At 57.9% G+C, this 17,529-nt stretch carries 19 protein-coding genes, 1 tRNA gene and 1 pseudogene; 5 read left to right on the top strand and 16 right to left on the bottom strand.

Annotation, left to right across the window (positions count from 1 at the left end; translation table 11 throughout):
• Positions 1–11: 11 nt before the first annotated feature.
• The 4 genes from I3V23_03735 to cobA are packed head-to-tail and all read right to left on the bottom strand — an operon-like array spanning position 12 to position 4,099.
• On the bottom strand, positions 12–752 hold the full coding sequence (locus tag I3V23_03735) for a phosphoadenylyl-sulfate reductase (protein ID QPI86101.1): 741 nt from the start codon (positions 750–752) through the stop codon (positions 12–14).
• Positions 739–2,397, bottom strand: coding sequence for a nitrite/sulfite reductase (locus I3V23_03730; protein ID QPI86100.1), 1,659 nt, complete (start codon positions 2,395–2,397; stop codon positions 739–741). The genes I3V23_03735 and I3V23_03730 overlap by 14 nt, the downstream gene beginning before the upstream one ends.
• A gap of 5 nt (positions 2,398–2,402) precedes the next feature.
• Complete coding sequence (locus I3V23_03725; protein QPI86099.1) at positions 2,403–2,705, bottom strand: DUF2849 domain-containing protein; 303 nt, start codon at positions 2,703–2,705, stop codon at positions 2,403–2,405.
• Positions 2,702–4,099 carry a uroporphyrinogen-III C-methyltransferase gene (gene cobA / locus I3V23_03720; protein QPI86098.1) on the bottom strand — a complete coding sequence of 466 codons (1,398 nt, stop codon included), beginning with the start codon at positions 4,097–4,099 and terminating at the stop codon, positions 2,702–2,704. The genes I3V23_03725 and cobA overlap by 4 nt, the downstream gene beginning before the upstream one ends.
• A 138-nt stretch (positions 4,100–4,237) precedes the next feature.
• Between cobA and I3V23_03715 the strand changes: the two genes are divergently transcribed.
• Together I3V23_03715 and I3V23_03710 are read left to right on the top strand one after the other, a co-directional pair.
• Positions 4,238–4,717: an Lrp/AsnC family transcriptional regulator gene (locus tag I3V23_03715; GenBank protein QPI86097.1), complete on the top strand. Its 480-nt coding sequence runs from the start codon at positions 4,238–4,240 to the stop codon at positions 4,715–4,717.
• Positions 4,718–4,776: 59 nt separating this feature from the next.
• Positions 4,777–5,538, top strand: coding sequence for a DUF3445 domain-containing protein (locus tag I3V23_03710; protein ID QPI86673.1), 762 nt, complete (start codon positions 4,777–4,779; stop codon positions 5,536–5,538).
• A gap of 3 nt (positions 5,539–5,541) precedes the next feature.
• Here I3V23_03710 and I3V23_03705 read toward each other — a convergent pair whose 3' ends face one another.
• The 8 genes and pseudogenes from I3V23_03705 to I3V23_03670 all read right to left on the bottom strand — a co-directional run bounded on the left by I3V23_03705 (position 5,542) and on the right by I3V23_03670 (position 11,058).
• Complete coding sequence (locus tag I3V23_03705; GenBank protein ID QPI86096.1) at positions 5,542–6,618, bottom strand: 2'-deoxycytidine 5'-triphosphate deaminase; 1,077 nt, start codon at positions 6,616–6,618, stop codon at positions 5,542–5,544.
• A gap of 74 nt (positions 6,619–6,692) precedes the next feature.
• A tRNA-Pro gene (locus I3V23_03700) sits at positions 6,693–6,769 on the bottom strand.
• A gap of 343 nt (positions 6,770–7,112) precedes the next feature.
• Positions 7,113–7,388, bottom strand: a pseudogene (locus I3V23_03695) (MerR family transcriptional regulator).
• Positions 7,389–7,400: 12 nt separating this feature from the next.
• A complete protein-coding gene (gene ihfA / locus I3V23_03690) occupies positions 7,401–7,706 on the bottom strand; it encodes an integration host factor subunit alpha (GenBank protein ID QPI86095.1) in 306 nt (101 codons plus the stop codon).
• A gap of 118 nt (positions 7,707–7,824) precedes the next feature.
• Positions 7,825–8,799 carry a ketoacyl-ACP synthase III gene (locus I3V23_03685; protein QPI86094.1) on the bottom strand — a complete coding sequence of 325 codons (975 nt, stop codon included), beginning with the start codon at positions 8,797–8,799 and terminating at the stop codon, positions 7,825–7,827.
• Complete coding sequence (gene plsX, locus I3V23_03680) at positions 8,796–9,893, bottom strand: phosphate acyltransferase PlsX (GenBank protein QPI86093.1); 1,098 nt, start codon at positions 9,891–9,893, stop codon at positions 8,796–8,798. Before plsX ends, I3V23_03685 begins: the two co-directional genes overlap by 4 nt.
• A gap of 39 nt (positions 9,894–9,932) precedes the next feature.
• Positions 9,933–10,139 (bottom strand): 50S ribosomal protein L32, encoded by a 207-nt coding sequence (gene rpmF, locus I3V23_03675; protein QPI86092.1) that lies wholly within the window; start codon positions 10,137–10,139, stop codon positions 9,933–9,935.
• Positions 10,140–10,407: 268 nt separating this feature from the next.
• Positions 10,408–11,058 (bottom strand): DUF177 domain-containing protein, encoded by a 651-nt coding sequence (locus I3V23_03670; protein ID QPI86091.1) that lies wholly within the window; start codon positions 11,056–11,058, stop codon positions 10,408–10,410.
• Between the two features lie 171 nt (positions 11,059–11,229).
• Between I3V23_03670 and I3V23_03665 the strand changes: the two genes are divergently transcribed.
• On the top strand, positions 11,230–11,724 hold the full coding sequence (locus I3V23_03665) for an outer membrane protein assembly factor BamE (GenBank protein ID QPI86090.1): 495 nt from the start codon (positions 11,230–11,232) through the stop codon (positions 11,722–11,724).
• Between the two features lie 28 nt (positions 11,725–11,752).
• Entirely contained in the window at positions 11,753–12,490 is a 738-nt protein-coding gene (locus I3V23_03660; protein QPI86089.1) for a GNAT family N-acetyltransferase, read from the top strand.
• On the opposite strand, the gene I3V23_03655 is transcribed toward I3V23_03660, so the two are convergent.
• Together I3V23_03655 and I3V23_03650 are read right to left on the bottom strand one after the other, a co-directional pair.
• The gene (locus I3V23_03655) at positions 12,434–13,339 is read right to left on the bottom strand and encodes a hypothetical protein (protein QPI86088.1); all 906 of its coding nucleotides are present in this window, start codon (positions 13,337–13,339) and stop codon (positions 12,434–12,436) included. The two genes, I3V23_03660 and I3V23_03655, sit on opposite strands and share 57 nt — an antisense overlap.
• Positions 13,340–13,382: 43 nt before the next feature.
• Complete coding sequence (locus tag I3V23_03650; GenBank protein QPI86087.1) at positions 13,383–14,633, bottom strand: tyrosine--tRNA ligase; 1,251 nt, start codon at positions 14,631–14,633, stop codon at positions 13,383–13,385.
• A 124-nt stretch (positions 14,634–14,757) separates the two neighbouring features.
• Between I3V23_03650 and I3V23_03645 the strand changes: the two genes are divergently transcribed.
• Positions 14,758–15,816: an anhydro-N-acetylmuramic acid kinase gene (locus I3V23_03645; protein QPI86086.1), complete on the top strand. Its 1,059-nt coding sequence runs from the start codon at positions 14,758–14,760 to the stop codon at positions 15,814–15,816.
• Here I3V23_03645 and I3V23_03640 read toward each other — a convergent pair.
• Together I3V23_03640 and eno are read right to left on the bottom strand one after the other, a co-directional pair.
• Complete coding sequence (locus tag I3V23_03640) at positions 15,813–16,244, bottom strand: cupin domain-containing protein (protein QPI86672.1); 432 nt, start codon at positions 16,242–16,244, stop codon at positions 15,813–15,815. The two genes, I3V23_03645 and I3V23_03640, sit on opposite strands and share 4 nt — an antisense overlap.
• Before the next feature lie 6 nt (positions 16,245–16,250).
• Entirely contained in the window at positions 16,251–17,525 is a 1,275-nt protein-coding gene (gene eno, locus I3V23_03635) for a phosphopyruvate hydratase (protein ID QPI86085.1), read from the bottom strand.
• Positions 17,526–17,529 lie beyond the last annotated feature (4 nt).

Raw genomic sequence — 17,529 nt, 5'->3', positions numbered from 1 at the left:
GATATATCCTTTCACGCCACGTTGCGGCGGATGATTTTGCCATCCACAAAATGGATGCCGCATTCCTCTTTGTCTTGCCCGCGCCAACGGCCTGCGCGCGGGTCTTCGCCTGCGGCAACGGGGCTCGTGCAGGGGGCGCAGCCAATAGACGGATAGCCCTGCGCCACAAGCGGATGACGGGGCAGGCGGTTATTAGTGATATAGTCCTGCACATCCTCGCGCGCCCAATGGGCCAGTGGGTTGATTTTGATCCTGATCTCGCCCTCATTCTCGAAGAAGTCCAACGCTGCGCGGCTTTGCGCCTGAAAGCGTTTGCGCCCCGTGATCCATGCGTCAAACGGGGCCAAGGCGTGTTCAAGCGGTTCGGTCTTGCGCTTGGCGCAGCAGGCATCGGGGTTGGTTTTATGCAAATCGCCCTGCGGGTCGCTTGCCGCAATCATCGTGCGGCTTGCATGAATGCGGCGCACATCCTCAAGGCCCAGATGATCTGCCAATTCGTTTTGATAGGTTAAGGTTTCGGGAAAGAGCATTTCGGTGTCGATGAACAAAACGGGTGTCGTGCGATCAATCACAGACACCATGTGCAACAACACCACAGACTCCGCCCCGAAGGAGGATACCAAGGCCACGCGCCCGCAATCTGCGTCCCGCAACGCATGCTCAAGCACGGCTGTGGCACCATGTTTGTCATAGCGGCGGTTCAGCATAGCCACCCGTTCGGCGACTGTGCCAAAGGGGCTAGGCTGCAACATCTTGCGCGCCCTCCTGCGGGTAAAGCGCGGCCTTAAAGGGGCCGAGCCCTAAGCGGCGATAGGTCGTGATGAAGGGTTCATCCACCCCATCGCGCAAGGTCAAATAGGCGCGCAATAGACGCTCAAGCGCGGGGATCAGCGCATCGGCAGAAAAACCGGGGCCTGCGCGCTCGCCGATTGCGGCGGCCTCGGTGTGATCACCCCCAAGGGTGATTTGGTAATTTTCGACCCCTGCACGATCCAAGCCCAAAATCCCGATATGGCCCACATGGTGATGCCCGCAGGCATTGATGCAGCCTGAGATTTTGATTTTCAGCGCGCCAATTTCCTCCTCTAGGCCGATATCGCGAAAATGCGTGGCGATTTCCTGCGCAATAGGAATAGAGCGCGCCGTGGCCAAGGCGCAGTAATCCATGCCAGGGCAGGCGATAATATCCGAGATCTTCCCGATATTGGCCGTGGCCAAACCCACAGCCTTCAGCCGCTGATAGAGATCAGGCAGCGCTGCGCGGGGGATATGGGGCAGGATCACGTTTTGCTCGTGGCTGATGCGCAGCTCGTCATGCCCATAGGTTTCGGCAAGATCGGCCAAGACCTCCATTTGCGCGGTGGTGGCATCACCGGGTGTCGCGCCATGAGATTTCATCGAAACCGTCACAATCGCGTAATCTGCATGGCGGTGTGCCGTTACGTTGCTGTCGATAAAGGCGCGCAAAGCGGGGCTTAGGGTTGGGGCGCCGTTGTCGCCTTTAATAAACTCAGGGGGGGCAAAATGGCCGCGAATTTCTGCCAAGAGGCGTTGATCAACCCCTTTGAATGCCGCGCGGCGCGGGATGAATTCCTCTTCGACAAGGCGTTTGATTTCGTCCAAGCCTGTCTCGTGTAGGGTGATCTTGATGCGGGCCTTATATTTATTATCTCGCCGCCCGATCAGGTTATAAACCGCCACAATTGCCTCGATATAGGGCAGAAGATCAGCCTCGGGCAGAAACTCTGCCAAAACCTTGCCGATCATAGGCGTGCGGCCCAAGCCGCCCCCGACCAAGACCTGATAGCCAATCTCGCCTTCGCGCGCGACAATGCGCAGACCGATATCATGGGCGGCGGTGACGGCACGGTCATTGGGGCTGCCTGTTACGGCAATTTTGAACTTGCGCGGTAGGAATTGAAATTCGGGATGATCGGTTGACCATTGGCGGATTAATTCCGCCACGGGGCGGGGGTCTGCAATCTCATCTGCAGCAGCCCCTGCAAAATGGTCTGCGGTGACATTGCGCACGGTGTTCCCCGAAGTTTGGATGGCGTGAAGGCCAACTTCGGCCAAAGCGTCCAGAATATCGGGCACATCCTCTAATTTTGGCCAGTTGAATTGGATGTTTTGGCGCGTGGTGAAATGGCCATAGCCCTTGTCCCATTGCCGCGCGACCTGCGCCAAGGCGCGCATCTGTGCTGAATTGAGCGTGCCATAGGGGATTGCTACGCGCAGCATATAGGCGTGAAGCTGCAGATATAGCCCGTTCATCAAGCGCAGAGGTTTAAACTCATCCTCGGTTAATTCGCCAGACAGGCGGCGGGCCACTTGCGCGCGGAATTGCGCGTTGCGGGCGCGCAGGAAATTTTCGTCAAATTCAGTGTAGCGATACATCTGCCTTACCCTTGCGCTTGTTCTTGTTTGCCATGGGGATAGTTTGAGGGGCCGCGCATCCGAAATGCCTCGCGAAAATGCGCAGGCGCGGGCCCTGTTTCGGTTGTAATGGCATCGACCAAATAGGGGCCAACCACCAGATCGCTTTGCGCGAAGGCTGCGGCAAGCGCAGCCTCGGCCGTGGCGCTGTCAGAAAAGACCACCGCATCCGTGATGTCCCGCGCCCATCTTTTGTCGGCCGCCCAATAGACGACATCGCCAAGGCGCAGGTCATTCGCGGTCAGGATTTTGGAATAATCACGGCTCATAACGCAATCTCCGCTTTGAGAGTGTTGAGGGCCGTGCGCGCGGCGCGCGGCGCAAGCCCATATAGGATCACCGCAGGCGCACCTTTGCCTTGGGCCTCAATGGCGTGGGCAAGATGTGCAAGATCGGTATCAATGACATGGGTGTCGGCGCGGCTTGCATGTTCGACCACAGTGACGGGTGTGTCGGGGCGTGCGCCATGCATCAAAAGCCGCCCTTGGATAAAGCGCGCACCACGCTTGCCCATATAGATCGCCGCCACCTCGCCACTGCGCGCAAGGCCGCGCCAATCATGTTCGGCAAACCCTGCCACATCATGGCCCGTGAGAAATCGCAGCGCAGAATTGCGCCCCCGTTTCGTCAGGCTTTGCCCGATTTGCGCGGAGGCGGCGCTTGCCGCCGTGATACCTGGAATGATCGACCATGGGATATCAGCATCAGAAAGCGCATCAATCTCATCATCCAAGCGGCCATAGACGCACGGATCGCCCGCCTTAAGGCGCACCACCTTTGCGCCGGCGCGCGCATGTTCCACCATAAGGGCAGAAATATCTTCTTGCTTCATCGCAGGGCCAAAGCCCGTTTTTCCTGCATCAATCAGCACCGCCTCGCGCCGCGCAAGCTCTAGGATTTGAGGCGAGATCAGGCGGTCGTGGATCACCACCTCGGCCTCATCAAGGGCTTTGCGCGCCTTGAGTGTAAGAAGTTCGGGGTCGCCTGGGCCTGCACCGACCAAAAGCACCTCGCCCATAGGGGGGGTGGCGGTCAGGCTTTCCGTCAGCAGGGTTTCAAGCGCACTCTCAAGACCTGCTTCACCCTCGGCTGCAAAGATCCGTGGCGCGAGTTGATCATAATAGCGTGCCCAAAACCCGCGCCGCGCGGCCCCTTCGGGCAAGGCCTCGACCTGAGGGCGAAAGGACTTCGCCAAACGGGCAAAAATCCCAAGGGCAGGGCTTAACCTCTCCTCCAAGTCCCGCTTGATCCGCCGCGCCAAAACGGGCGCCGCGCCCTCGGTGCCGATGGCAATGGTCACGGGGTCACGATCAACGATAGCGGGGGTGATGAATTCGGATGCTTCGAGATTGTCGACCCAATTCACCAATGCCCCATCCGCGCGGGCCAAACGAATGACGCGCGCATCCTCGGCATCATCATCATTCGCGGCGTAAAAGAGGGCGGCACAAAACGCATCCCCCGCCGCAAGCGCACGCTTGATCAAGGTGATCTTGCCCGTGGCGGCCAAATCCAAAACCGCAGGGGCAGGGTCAGCTGCAAAAACCCAAATGCGGGCTTCGGTCTTAAGCAGCAAGCGCAGCTTGGCCAAGGCGCATTCGCCGCCGCCCGACACGATTACACGCCGTCCCGCGAGATTAAGGAAGATCGGAAAATGCTGCATGGTCAAAACTCCGCGTTCACTTCGTAATAAATAGAACAATTTCCTGAAAATTGGCAGATACCCCTTGCAGATAGGGACATATGTTCGGTATTAATGCCGCATAACCCCTCGCTGTTCTGTGGATGAAAGGCTTTGCGGATGGCTGTTCAAATAGACGAGACCGATCGAAAAATCCTTGCGGTGCTGCAAGAGGATGCAAGCCTGTCTTTAGATGAAATCGCGCGCCGTGTTGGCTCGTCCAAGACGCCGGTTTGGACGCGGATTCGCCGCATGAAAGAGGCGGGGATTATTGGACGGCATACTGTGGAATTGGATGCCGATGCGTTAGGCCTTGAGGCGTGTTTTTTCGTTTTGATCCGCACGTCTGAACATGATGCCGAATGGCAAAAGGCGTTTTTGCGCAGCCTCAAATCTCGCCCCGAAGTGTTGGAGGCGCATCGCCTTGCAGGGGAGATTGACTATATTTTGAAGGTTCGGGTGCGCAATGCACGCGCCTATGACGCCTTTTATCAGGCCTTGATTTCAGAGGTGAAAATCTACAACGTCACCGCATTGCTTTCGATGGAGGAGATCAAATCCACCTCCATGTTGCCGTTGGGATTGGCCGAGGTGAAATGATCTCAGACAGGATCTTATCCGACCCTATTTTGCACGACCATTTGCCAAGCGCGCCTTGGATGGCCGAGGCGACCCGCCGCCTGCCAGGGGTGCAACCTGTGCCGATGTCGGATTGGCTGATCCGTGACGAGCGATATGCCGAACAAATGGCCTTGCGCGATCATTTATTGGCGTCGCATCGTGCGCGGGTGTTTGAATGCCAAACAGGCGCAGAAGCCGCCTGTGCCGAATTGCGCGATCTGGTGGTCGCGCATCTGCCTGATGGCTTTCTGCGTCAAGGCCGCGTGATCACCCGACCAGATGGGGTGGCGATTGATCTTGATGCCGATCACCCGTTGATCGCCGCTGCCCGTCTTGTTCAGGAAGATTTGTGCATCCTCACCCATGATGCCCCGCAGGGCGAGCATCTGCTCAGTGCGGCGGTTTTGTGTTTCCCCGCCAGTTGGACATTGGCTGAAAAGATTGGGCGCCCTTTGAGCGCGATCCATATTCCCGTTGAAAAATACGATGATGTTATGGCCAAGCGCGTGCAGCGCCTGTTTGATATGGTGCGGGTGGATCACCCGCTGTGGCGGCAGAATGCGCTTTTTTATCAAAACCCCGCCCTGTTTCAGCCTGCCTCAGAGGCTCAGCCACGCAAAACCCCTGAACGGCGACCAGAATTTTTGCGCTCAGAGCGGCAGGTTATTCTGCGTCTGCCCCTTACAGGGACGATGGTGTTTTCGATCCACACATGGGTTTTGCCCTTTGGGCAATTAAGCCCTGAACAGGTCGAAGGTTTGGCAGCTCACCCTGTGCATTACGCAGGGCGCTCTGTCTGACGCCTATTTGAAATGCTTGGACAGTTTTAGCCCTTGGCCCTGATAGTTTGAGGCAATCTCACGGCCATAGAGCGTGCTGGGGAGGCTTTCCATCCGTTCATAAACTAAGCGGCCAACCACCTGCCCATGTTCGAGCACAAAGGGGGCTTCGTGGCAGCGCACCTCAAGAACCCCGCGCGCAGGTTGGCCGTGACCAAAACCTGGGTCAAAGAAGCCTGCATAATGAACGCGGAATTCTCCAACCATCGCCAGATAGGGCGACATTTCCGCTGCGCAATCGGGCGGTATTGAGACTTCCTCGCGGCTCACCAGAATATAAAACGCACCGGGGTCAAGGATGATACGGCCCTGATCCGTATGGATTTCTTCCCAAAAATCGCGCGCGTCATAGGCCCCGATACGATCAAGATCAATCACGCCCGTATGAGGTTTGGCGCGATAGCCGACAAGGGTGCTATTCTCGCGCTTGAGGTCAACGGAGAACCCCAATCCTTCGTCAATCACAGCTGTCTCGTCTGAGACAAGCTGGCTTTCTGCGTGGCGTTTGCGCAATTCATCATCGCTGAGAACCGCTTGCCCTTGGCGAAAGCGGATTTGATTAAGCCGCGCGCCCGCCCGCACCAGAACCGAGAAACTGCGCGGGCAAATTTCGGCATAAAGCGGCCCGTTATAGCCATGTGCGATGCGGTCAAATTCTGTGCCGCTATCGGTGATCGTGCGCGTCAAAAGGTCAAGACGCCCGGTTGAGCTTTTGGCATTGGCAACGGCGCTGATATCTTGGGGCAGGTTTAAGCCCTCCATCAGGGGCACAACATAAACGCAGCCCTTCTCCAACACGGCGCCTGCGCTGATGTCGATTTTATGCATCTCAAATTCGGCCAGCCGATCTGCGACACGCGCACCCTTGCCTGCAAGAAACGAGGCGCGCACCCGATAGGCCACGGGGCCAAGGCGCAGGTCAAGACTTGCGGGTTGCACTTGGGTTTCCGCAGGTGGGGCAGTGAGCGTGATCTGACCTTCTGCGATCATCGCCTCAATCCGATGATCTGGCAGCACGCCACGTGTCTGATCTGTCGCCATTGCGAACCCTCCCTTGACCTTTACCCAAGAAAAAACCGCCCCGCCGCAAAGGGCAAGAGCGGTTTTCAAAAATCTGGTCGGGCTAGCAGGACTTGAACCTGCGACCTTCCGTCCCCCAGACGGACGCGCTACCAGGCTGCGCTATAGCCCGAATGGGGCTCTTCTACCGATTTTATGGCGTGGCGCAAGGGCTAGGGCGCAGGAATTTCGACAAAGCGCAGGCTTTACCCATGCGCCGCAGCCATGAGCCCCGCCTGTAGTTTGCGCAGCCGTGCAAGGATCGGGGCGGATTGCGCCTCTGGCAATGATTTCAGCACAGTCTTGCGCGCCTTTAGCGCGGCCAAACCATCAGCGATGGGCAGGGGGGTTCCTTGCATCACAGGCTGAGCGGGGGCAGGGTGCGGCGTGGGGCTTGGCGTATTTTCATTGGCCGCTTCACGCGCCACCTCTGCAATGCTTGGGGCAGGTTGCGCCTCGGCCACCATCATATCGGGGTCAAGCTCAGGCGAGCGCGCAGCGACTGCCGCAACCCCGTCTTCGCGCAAAAGGCGCTGAACGCCCCGAATGGTCATCCCTTCATCATGCAGCAACACCTTGATCCCGCCGATCAGGCGCATATCGGCAGGGCGATAATAACGCCGCCCGCCTGCGCGTTTCACAGGTTTGATCTGGGTGAATTTGCTTTCCCAAAACCGCAACACATGGGCCGCGACACCAAGCCAATCGGCGACTTCGCGAATGGTGCGAAAGGCATCGGGGGATTTGGCCATCCTGCCCGCCTCTTAGCGTTTCTTATTGCCGTCTGCGACCCGCTCTTTCATCAGATGCGAGGGGCGAAAACTGAGGACACGGCGGGGCGTAATGGGCACTTCTTCGCCCGTTTTCGGGTTGCGACCAATGCGTTCAGATTTGGCGCGCACGCTAAATGTGCCGAAAGACGAGATTTTAACCTGTCCCCCATCGACCAATGCGTCTGACATCAACTCAATTACACGCTCAACAAGGTCGCTGCTTTCATTGCGCGACAAACCCACTTCACGAAACACGGCTTCGGATAAATCCATCCGCGTCAGTGTCTTATTGCTCATTGCTCATGTCCTCCCGACATTGGCGCAGCGGTATAAGGGTTGTTTTAGCACCGCCACAGAATGAGCAAAGCTGCGGCGCGAGTCAATCGCCGTGACGTAAGGGCAAGATTTTAGCGCCTTACCAGCGCAAAACCACCGCACCCCAAGCCAAGCCACCGCCAATCGCTTCGGTAACCAATAGGTCACCTTTTTTGATCTGGCCGCGCGCGACCCCGACCGACAAAGCCAAGGGGATAGAGGCGGCTGACGTGTTGCCGTGATCTTGCACGGTCACAATCACCCGATCCATATCGACCCCCATTTTTTGGGCGGTGCGGGTGATGATGCGCAAATTGGCCTGATGCGGCACGATCCAGTCCACATCTTGGGCCGCATTGCCCGAACGCGCGAGTGCGGCATGGGCGGTTTCGGCTAGTTTTTCGACCGCATGGCGGAACACTTCGCGCCCTTCCATCCGCAGATGGCCCGTGGTTTGTGTCTGCGAGACACCGCCATCGACATAAAGCAGATCCCGAAATTGACCATCTGAATGCAGATCAACGGCCAAAACGCCCCGATCTGTGGCCGCGCCTGCGCTTTCTTCGGCGCATAACAGAACGGCGCCTGCGCCATCCCCAAACAAAACGCAAGTTCCGCGATCTTCCCAATCCAAAATGCGGCTAAAGGTTTCCGCACCAATCACCAAAATCCGCTTGGCCTGACCAGAGAGGATATAGGCATTGGCGGTGGACAGCGCATAGATAAACCCCGCGCAGACGGCCTGCACATCAAAAGCAAAGCCCTGCGTCATCCCAAGCCCATGCTGCACCATCGTGGCGGTAGAGGGAAATGTGAGATCTGGGGTTGAGGTGGCAACGATGACGCCATCAACATCGACCGCAGACAGGCCCGCATCCGCCAAGGCGGCCTCACAGGCCTTGATTGCCATTTGGCTGGTCGTCTCGCCCTCGGCGGCGAAATGGCGCCGTTCAATCCCTGTGCGGGCGCGAATCCACTCATCCGAAGTGTCGATTTGCGCTTCGAACTCCGAATTGGGCACAACCCGCTCAGGCAGGTAATGGCCAATTCCAGTTGCGACCGCGCGAAGTGTCATGCCTGTTTCCCTTCCCCATGGACGATCTGATCTGCTGCGGTTTCCGCCTCGGCGATCCGTTTGGTCAACTGATCTGCAAAATCCGCTGCGGCCAATCGTGCCGCCAATTTGATTGCGGCTGCAACCCCTGTTCCATCTGCCGAGCCGTGGCTTTTGACCACTGTGCCATTCAGGCCCAAGAACACACCACCATTGACGCGGCGGGGGTCTATACGTTTTTGCAACCTCTTGAGCGAGCTATAGGCCATCACCGCAGCCAAGCGCGACAATATTGAATATTCAAATGCCTCGCGCAGAAATTCGCGGATAAGACGCGCGGTGCCTTCGCCCGTTTTGAGCGCGGCATTGCCTGTGAATCCGTCACAGACGATCACATCGACCTTATCAGAGGGGATATCCCCCCCCTCGACAAAGCCCACGAATTCAAAATCTGCCGCAGGTGCGGCGCGGGCGACAAGGTCATAGGCATCGTGTAATTCGGTGCGGCCTTTATGTTCCTCGGTGCCTACATTCAGGATTCCGACACGGGGGCGGGATTGGTCTAAGCCGCTGCGCGCATAGGCGCTGCCCATCAGGGCGAAATGCAACAAATCTTGCGCATCGGCCCGGATATCAGCACCCACATCCAACATGACGTTAAAGCCAGATGGGTTGCGCGAAGGCCACAAAACACCAATCGCGGGACGGTTCACCCCTGGGATTTTGCGCAACCGCAACATCGACAGCGCCATCAGCGCGCCCGTGTTGCCACAAGACACAGCGGCCCGCGCCTCGCCGTTTTCCACGGCCTGAACCGCGCTCCACATCGAGCTGCCTTTGGCGTGGCGCACCACCTGCGAGGGTTTGGCATCCATCGTGACCACATCGTCACAATGACGAATGTCGCAGCGCCCCTTTAGGTCACCGCGTTTGGCAATCAGCTTGTTCAGGGTTTTGCCATCGCCATGCACGATGAACCGCAAATCAGGGTTCTTACGTGCAGCTTTGGCCATGCCAGACACAACAGCAGAGGGGCCTAGATCGCCCCCCATTGCATCAATCGATAGCACCGTTCCAGGAACTTGACGCCCAGTCAGAACGGATGTCTCTGTCATGACTTTTAAATCCGCTTGCCTCGGAAAAACGCGCGGCCCTTAGGCCGCGTCATCATCGAGATCAATCTCGTCTGCTTGGGCAATAACCTCGCGGTCATTATAGCTGCCGCAAGACGGGCAGACGTGGTGGGGGCGCTTCAGCTCACCACAGCTGGGGCATTCATTTGGATTGCCAGCGGTCAACGCGTCATGCGAACGGCGTTGGTTGCGGCGCGAGCGGGTCACTCGGTTCTGGGGGACAGCCATGTCTCAACCTCGGTTTTGTTAGGGGCTTCGCGGTCAAGATTGACCAAACAGGGGCAGCCCATCGTCACGTTTCAAATCTCTGTCACATTTTTTTCACCAAAGGGCAACCTGTGATGCGCGGCTCATGGGGTGATTTGCCCGAAAAACGCGCGCAAAATTGGGATAAAATCCAATTGGCGAATGAGGGCGGGAACATACAAAGATTCTGCACCTATGCAAGCCCTAATAGACCTTTGGGTAAATTCCGCGCGTTTGCGTTTGTTTGCGGTTATTTATCGCTGTTTTTGGCGGGGCTGCCTGTGTTTTTGCTTGCGCCCGCACTGCTGCTGTCTGCGGGGGATTGCGCCAATTTATCCCGTAATTCTTGCAAAGCAGAAAGTGGGTTTGCGGTTTGGGGGGGCTCATCCTCTGCCTCAACTGGGCCCGCATTGGGGGGGCTTGCGCTGTAAATATGCACCAAATCGGCGGCGTCATCCTCGGTTGCGGCATCTGGTGCGCGCGGATAATCGGGCAGGGCCAATGCCAAGGCTTCGGTCATCACGGCATATAGGTCAATTTTTGCGGGCAATGGCTCGATGCTGTCATCTTCGGGCATCTCGGCCTCTTCGGCCTCGGGCGCCGTGAAATCGGCGATATAGCGGCGCAACACATCGGTATCGATCCGCGTCACCACATCCGCCAAACTGACGCTGCAGGCCTGTGTCACAGTGGCGCCCAGTTGCCCCTCAAGGCGCCAATCGCTTTTGCCTTCGGGCATAATTTTGCCTGTAAAGCGCAGTTTGCGCAGCGCACGCAGCTCTAGACCATCTGCAATCTCGCGCAACGCATCCGCATCGGGGGTCAAGGCAAATGTTTTGCCGCCTGCGCGGCGCAGTTCGGCCAAAGCCAAAAGATCAGGGCGTAGGCTGGCGTTTGACATGATCTCCCCTCAAGTTTCTGATCAATTTCCCCTCGAAAATGAGGGTCGCGCGATTGCAATGCTTGCTCTGTTGGTCGCTGTAAGTTAAGCCCAAATGAAGACAGACGCCATGCCTGAATGTTTGCGCCCAAGCGCAGAAGGGAAGCTGGCGCTAGGGTGAGGAAGATGGGCATGGCAGAACTTCGGATCAGCACGCAGGCACGCATGGGGCGCAAGCGGGTGCGTGCAGCGGTGATTGCAGTGGCCTTTGGATTGGCTTTGTCTGGCTGCACCGAAAGTTTCCGTGACCACGGCTTTATCCCGCCGCAAGAAGAATTGGATGCCATCACCATCGGTCAAGATACCCGCGACAGCCTCGGGCAAACCCTTGGCCGCCCTGCTGGTGAGGGCGTGATTGGCGAAACCACATGGTTCTATTCGCAATATCGTGTGCGCAGCTATGCATGGCGGGCGCCCGAGATTGTAAGCCGCGATATCGTGGCCGTGTCCTTTGCCGATAACGGCACCGTGTCGAATGTGGAAACCTACACGCTTGCCGATGGTCAGATTGTCGATATTTCGCGCCGCGTTACGGAAAGCTCGATCCGTGAGGTGTCGATTTTCCGTCAGGTTATGGGTAATTTTGGCCGCATCAATGTGGGTGAGTTGGTCAACGCCAACAATTAATCCTTTGTCTGCGTAACATAGGTGCATCATGCGCGAGAAGGTGGCGGGGAAATATCGGCTGCGCATGGCCCAAACCGCCGCCGATGTGACCGCCGCGCAAACCCTGCGGCACCGCGCTTTTCGCGGTGGGGCAGATGGGGCGGGTCTAGATGCAGATCCTTATGATGCGCTTTGTGACCATATCCTCATTGAAACGCAGGAAGCGGGGGAATTGGTCGCCTGCTTTCGCCTGATGTGCCTGCCCGATGGGGCAGCCTTGCAGACCAGTTATTCGGCGCAGTTTTACGATTTATCGCCCCTGTCCGATTTTGACGGGCCAATGGTTGAGATGGGGCGCTTTTGTCTTGCGCCAGAGGTGCATGACCCGGACATCTTACGTCTCGCATGGGGGGCATTGACCGCCTATGTGGATGAGATCGGGGTCAAGCTGCTCTTTGGTTGCTCGTCTTTTCGCGGCACGGATGCGCTGCCCTATCATGATGCCTTTGCGCTGTTGCGTGATCGCCATATCGCACCCGCCAAATGGCGGCCTCAGATCAAGTCGTCCCATGTGTTTCCATTCGCGGCAAAGCTGCGGCGCAAACCCGATCTGAAACGGGCAATGGCAACGCTGCCGCCGCTTTTGCGCAGTTATTTGATGTTGGGGGGGTGGGTCAGCGATCATGCCGTGATTGATCAAGATTTGAATACGCTGCATGTGTTCACAGGGCTAGAGATTGCCGCCGTTCCGCCCGCCCGCGCGCGGCTGTTGCGTCTGGCGCGCTAAGCGGTGCAAAGGGGCCAAAGCGCGGCTGAGCGCCCATGTGCCCCCAAGCGGCAAAAGTGTTGCCCCCGTTCCCCGTTTGAACCGCGCAAGCCCAGGGCTATCCGCCTCACTCAGCCCCAGATCAAAATGCTGCGCCCGCTTGGCGGCGTATTCCATGGCCGCAAAGAGCAGCATCTGGTGGCTGCCATAGGGGCAATCGGCGCTGCGCCATCCAATGTGATAGGCCGCTTCATGCCCTGAAAGTGAGAATAGCAACGCGGCCTGCCGCGACACCCCCTCGCAGATATAAAGCAGTTTTTGGGTCTTGCTGCGGCCAATTTCGGCCAAAAGGGCCAGCGCGATCCCGTCATAGTGGTTTCTTTTGCGCTGTGCAGTTTCGGCGGCCAAAAGCCACCCATCGCGCGGCGTATAAAAGGGCCGAATGCGGGCCACAGCGCCACGCTGCAACGCGGTTTTGCGCGCGGCCCGCCATTTGGGATGCAGGCGCGCGACCATCTCGGCGGTGTTTTGTGTCAGCGGCACGCTCAAGCTGTGGCGCGGTTTGGCAAGGCGCAGAAACCCCGCACGGGCCAAGGCCGCCCCTTGGGCAGGGGTGGCCGCGTTGATGAGCACATGTGCCATGCCCCGCGGGGATGCGCCTGAAAGAATGGAGGCAGGAATATGAGCAGGTTTTGCGCAATAGCCAACGGGGCCTAGGATTGGAAATCGGCGCGTTATGAAAAGCTGCCCGTCAATGCGCGCAACTGACTGCCCGAGCGCGCGCAATGCCTGCTCAAACCCCGCAGATTGGGTAAAGCCCGCTGTGGCAATGGGTAGGGCATCCTCAAGATCGGGCAGGCTGTGCAACATAGCCGCAAGACTGCCCGATCAAGGTAAATCCAAGATTAACGGATCAGCCCAATTCCACCAAAGCGTGGCGCTTTTTCCCTGCGCTCAGTTTCAAGGGCGTGGCCAGATCACTGGCTGTGATCATCAGGCCTGCATCGGTGATGGCCGCGTCATTCATCCGTGCGCCGCCTTCTGCGATCAGGCGCTTGGCCTCTTTGCCCGACCCTGCCAAGCCTGAACGCGTGATCAGCTGCACAATCGACACGCCCTCGCCAATGTCATCGGCGCTGAGCGTGAGACGGGGCAGGTCATCGCCCATACCCCCTTTTTCAAACACCTCGCGCGCGGTGGCCTCTGCGGCGGCGGCGGCATCGCGCCCGTGCAACAGACTTGTCACCTCATTGGCAAGAACGATTTTAGCTTCGTTGATTTCGGAACCTGCAAGCGCGCCAAGCCGCTCGCACTCTTCAAGCGGCAATTCGGTGTAAAGTTTCAGGAAGCGCCCCACATCCGCATCGGTGGTGTTGCGCCAGAATTGCCAGAATTCGTAAGGCGACAGCATCTCGCCATCCAGCCAGATCGCGCCACCTTGGGATTTGCCCATCTTCTTGCCATCTGATGTGGTCAAAAGCGGGGTGGTCAGGCCAAAAATCTCGTGATCCAAAACACGGCGGGTTAGGTCGATACCATTGATGATATTGCCCCATTGATCCGACCCACCCATCTGCAGCGCACAGCCATAACGGCGGTTCAGTTCAAGAAAATCATAGGCCTGAAGGATCATGTAATTGAATTCGAGGAAGCTCAGGCTTTGTTCGCGATCCAGACGCGATTTGACCGATTCAAACGACAACATGCGATTGACCGAAAAATGCCGCCCAATATCGCGCAAAAATTCCAGATAATTCAGCCCGTCCAACCATTCGGCATTGTTCAGCATCAACGCGCCTGTCGGGCTGTCATCATAGCTGAGATAACGCGCGAAAACGCGGCTCATGCCCGCGATATTGTTATCAATCGCCGCCGCATCCAAAAGCGGGCGTTCATCAGATCGGAAGGAGGGATCACCAACCTTTGTGGTGCCGCCGCCCATCAATGTGATCGGCTTATGCCCCGTTTTCTGATACCAACGCAGCAACATAATATTCAGCAAATGACCCACATGCAGGGATTTTGCTGTTGCATCATATCCGATATAGGCAGGGGTCACGCCCGCGCGCAGCTTTTCGTCTAGCTCTTGCAGATCAGTGCAATCCGCAAGAAAACCGCGCGCACGGATGATCTGAAGGAAGTCGGATTTGGGCTGGTAGGTCATTGCGGTGTGATCCATTCTTGGCAAGCGAGGCGCAGCGGTTTTATGCTCTGCGCGGTGATCTATAACGGGGGCGGGGATGAAGGGAAAGGGTCAAGCCAACCCAAGGCTACGCGTGGGGGGATTGATGTCTGGCACATCGCTAGATGGGGTGGATGCTGCCATTTTGGACACCGATGGCGTGCATGTGCTTGGTTTTGGTCAAACGGCCTTCCGCCCCTATAGCGCACAGGAACGTGCCGTGCTGCGGGGCTGCCTTGGCAAGTGGCCCGATGATGCGGGCCTTGCAGAGGCCCAAGAGGTCATTCACCGCGCCCATATCGAGGCGTTGCAGGCGTTGAACGCCCCCTTTGATCTTATAGGGTTTCATGGACAAACCTTGGCGCATGATCCTGATCAGGGACGCACGCATCAATTGGGCGATGGCGCGGTTTTGGCGCGGGCCTTTGACTGCCCCGTGATTTGGGATTTCCGCAGCAATGATATGCGGATGGGGGGGCAGGGCGCGCCTTTGGCCCCGTTTTATCATTTTGCCCTTGCCAAACAGAGGGGCGCCACGGCGCCCTTGGCCTTTCTCAATTTGGGGGGCGTGGGGAATATCACCTATGTTGATCCAAGCCATGACCGCCCAGAACAGGAAGGGGCGCTTTTGGCCTTTGACACGGGGCCTGCCAATGCGCCGATGGATGATCTGATGTCAGGGACAGGGCAGGTCTATGACAATGACGGCGGCTTGGCCGCATCGGGCCGCGTGAACGAGGCCTTTGTCGCACGCGTCATGGCGCAGGGATATTTCTTGAAAATGCCCCCAAAATCCCTTGATCGCGATACGTTTGCGCAGGTTCTGACCGAGGCGCAAACGATGCCCTTGGCCGATGGTCTGGCCAGTTTGGCCGAGGTCAGCGCGCGCGCTGTCGCCGAAGGTCTCGCACATCTGCCCAAGCCTGTTGCCCAGATTTTGGTCTGTGGTGGCGGGCGTAAGAATGGCCATCTTATGGCGCGCCTCGCCGCGTTAACGGGCCTAGAGGTCGTGGCGGTTGAGGTGGCGGGCTTTGATGGGGATTTCCTCGAGGCGCAGGCCTTTGCCTATCTTGCGGCGCGGGTGCAGGCAGGGCTGCCCACCTCTGCACCTGCAACCACGGGCGTGGCGGCGGCCATAGGGGGCGGGCAAATCAGCCGCCCTTAGCCACCAGCGGCGCGCGGGATATCAAACCCTGCGGGCGCAAGGGTAAAGCCGTCAAAAGAAAAGGCAGGGCTGACAGTGCAAGACACCAGCGTGTAATCCCCCGTGCTGCGCGCCGATTGCCAATGCCCCTCTGGCACGATGATCTGCGGCGCTGCGCGGGTCAGGTCTGGCCCAAGAATATGATCGCGCGCAGGCCCCTGATCGGTCGCGCTGAGCGACAGGATCAATTCCGCGCCCGCGTGGTAATGCCAAATCTCTGTCGCATCGACATGGTGCCAATGGCTGACCTCGCCTGCGGCCAAAAGGAAATAAATGCAAGACCCTGCAGGGCGGTCGCCCCCACCGCCGCCGACCCATGTCTGCCGATAATGCCCACCCTCAGGATGGGGCATCAGGCCCAGATGGGCGATAATCTCGGCGGCTGTCATCATGCCTTAGCGTAGGATGGATGTGCCCGCATAGCGCGCGACATCGCCCAATTCTTCCTCGATGCGGATCAATTGGTTGTATTTCGCCAAACGATCTGACCGCGCGAGGCTGCCTGTTTTGATCTGGCCGCAATTGGTGGCCACGGCCAAATCGGCAATCGTGGCATCCTCGGTCTCGCCCGAGCGGTGGCTCATCACGCAGGCCATGCGGTTGCGATGCGCCAGTTCGACCGCGTCCAAGGTTTCGGTCAATGTGCCGATCTGGTTCACTTTCACCAGCAACGCATTGGCGCAGCCTTTTTCGATACCTTCGGCCAAACGGGCAGGGTTGGTAACAAAGAGATCATCACCCACCAATTGCACCTTGTCGCCAATCGCATCTGTCAATTCTTTCCAACCTGCCCAATCATCTTCGGACATGCCATCCTCGATGGACAAGATTGGGTAATCAGCGCAAAGCGCCTTGAGATAGGCCACATTTTCCGAAGGGGTCAGGCTGAGGCCTTCGCCTGTCAGCTCATATTTGCCGCCTTTGAAATATTCGGTCGCCGCGCAATCAAGCGCCAACATCACATCAGAGCCAGGCTTGAAGCCTGCTTTTTCAATCGACTGCATGATGAAATCAAGCGCCGCGCGGCTTGACGAAAGCGCAGGGGCAAAGCCGCCCTCATCGCCAACACCCGTTGCCAGACCCGCGGCGGATAGTTCTTTTTTCAGGGTGTGGAAAATTTCCGACCCCCACCGCACAGCCTCAGACAATGTGGGGGCTGCAACAGGCATAACCATAAATTCTTGAATGTCGATTGGGTTATCTGCGTGCTCACCGCCATTGATGATGTTCATCATCGGCACAGGCAGAACGCGCGCCTGCGTGCCGCCGATATAGCGATAAAGCGGTTGGCCTGTGGCCTCGGCGGCGGCTTTGGCAACGGCCATCGAGACGCCCAAAATCGCGTTCGCGCCCAGACGGCCCTTATTCTCGGTGCCGTCCATTTCGATCATCACTGCATCAATTGCGGCCTGTTCGGTGGCGTCAAACCCAACCAACGTGTCGGCCAATTCGCCATTGACGCCCGCGACCGCCTTTTGAACACCTTTGCCCATATAGCGCGCTTTATCGCCATCGCGCATCTCAACCGCCTCATAGGCGCCTGTGGATGCACCCGAAGGCACAGCCGCGCGGCCCAAGGTGCCATCTTCGAGGATTACATCCACCTCAACAGTGGGGTTGCCACGGCTGTCGAGAATTTCGCGGGCGTGAATATCAATGATGGTGGTCATGGCT

The organism is Rhodobacterales bacterium HKCCA1288 (assembly GCA_015693905.1).
Classification (GTDB): domain Bacteria; phylum Pseudomonadota; class Alphaproteobacteria; order Rhodobacterales; family Rhodobacteraceae; genus M30B80.
Note: the sequence above shows the minus strand (reverse complement) of the source record. Positions and strands in the feature narration are given on the sequence as shown.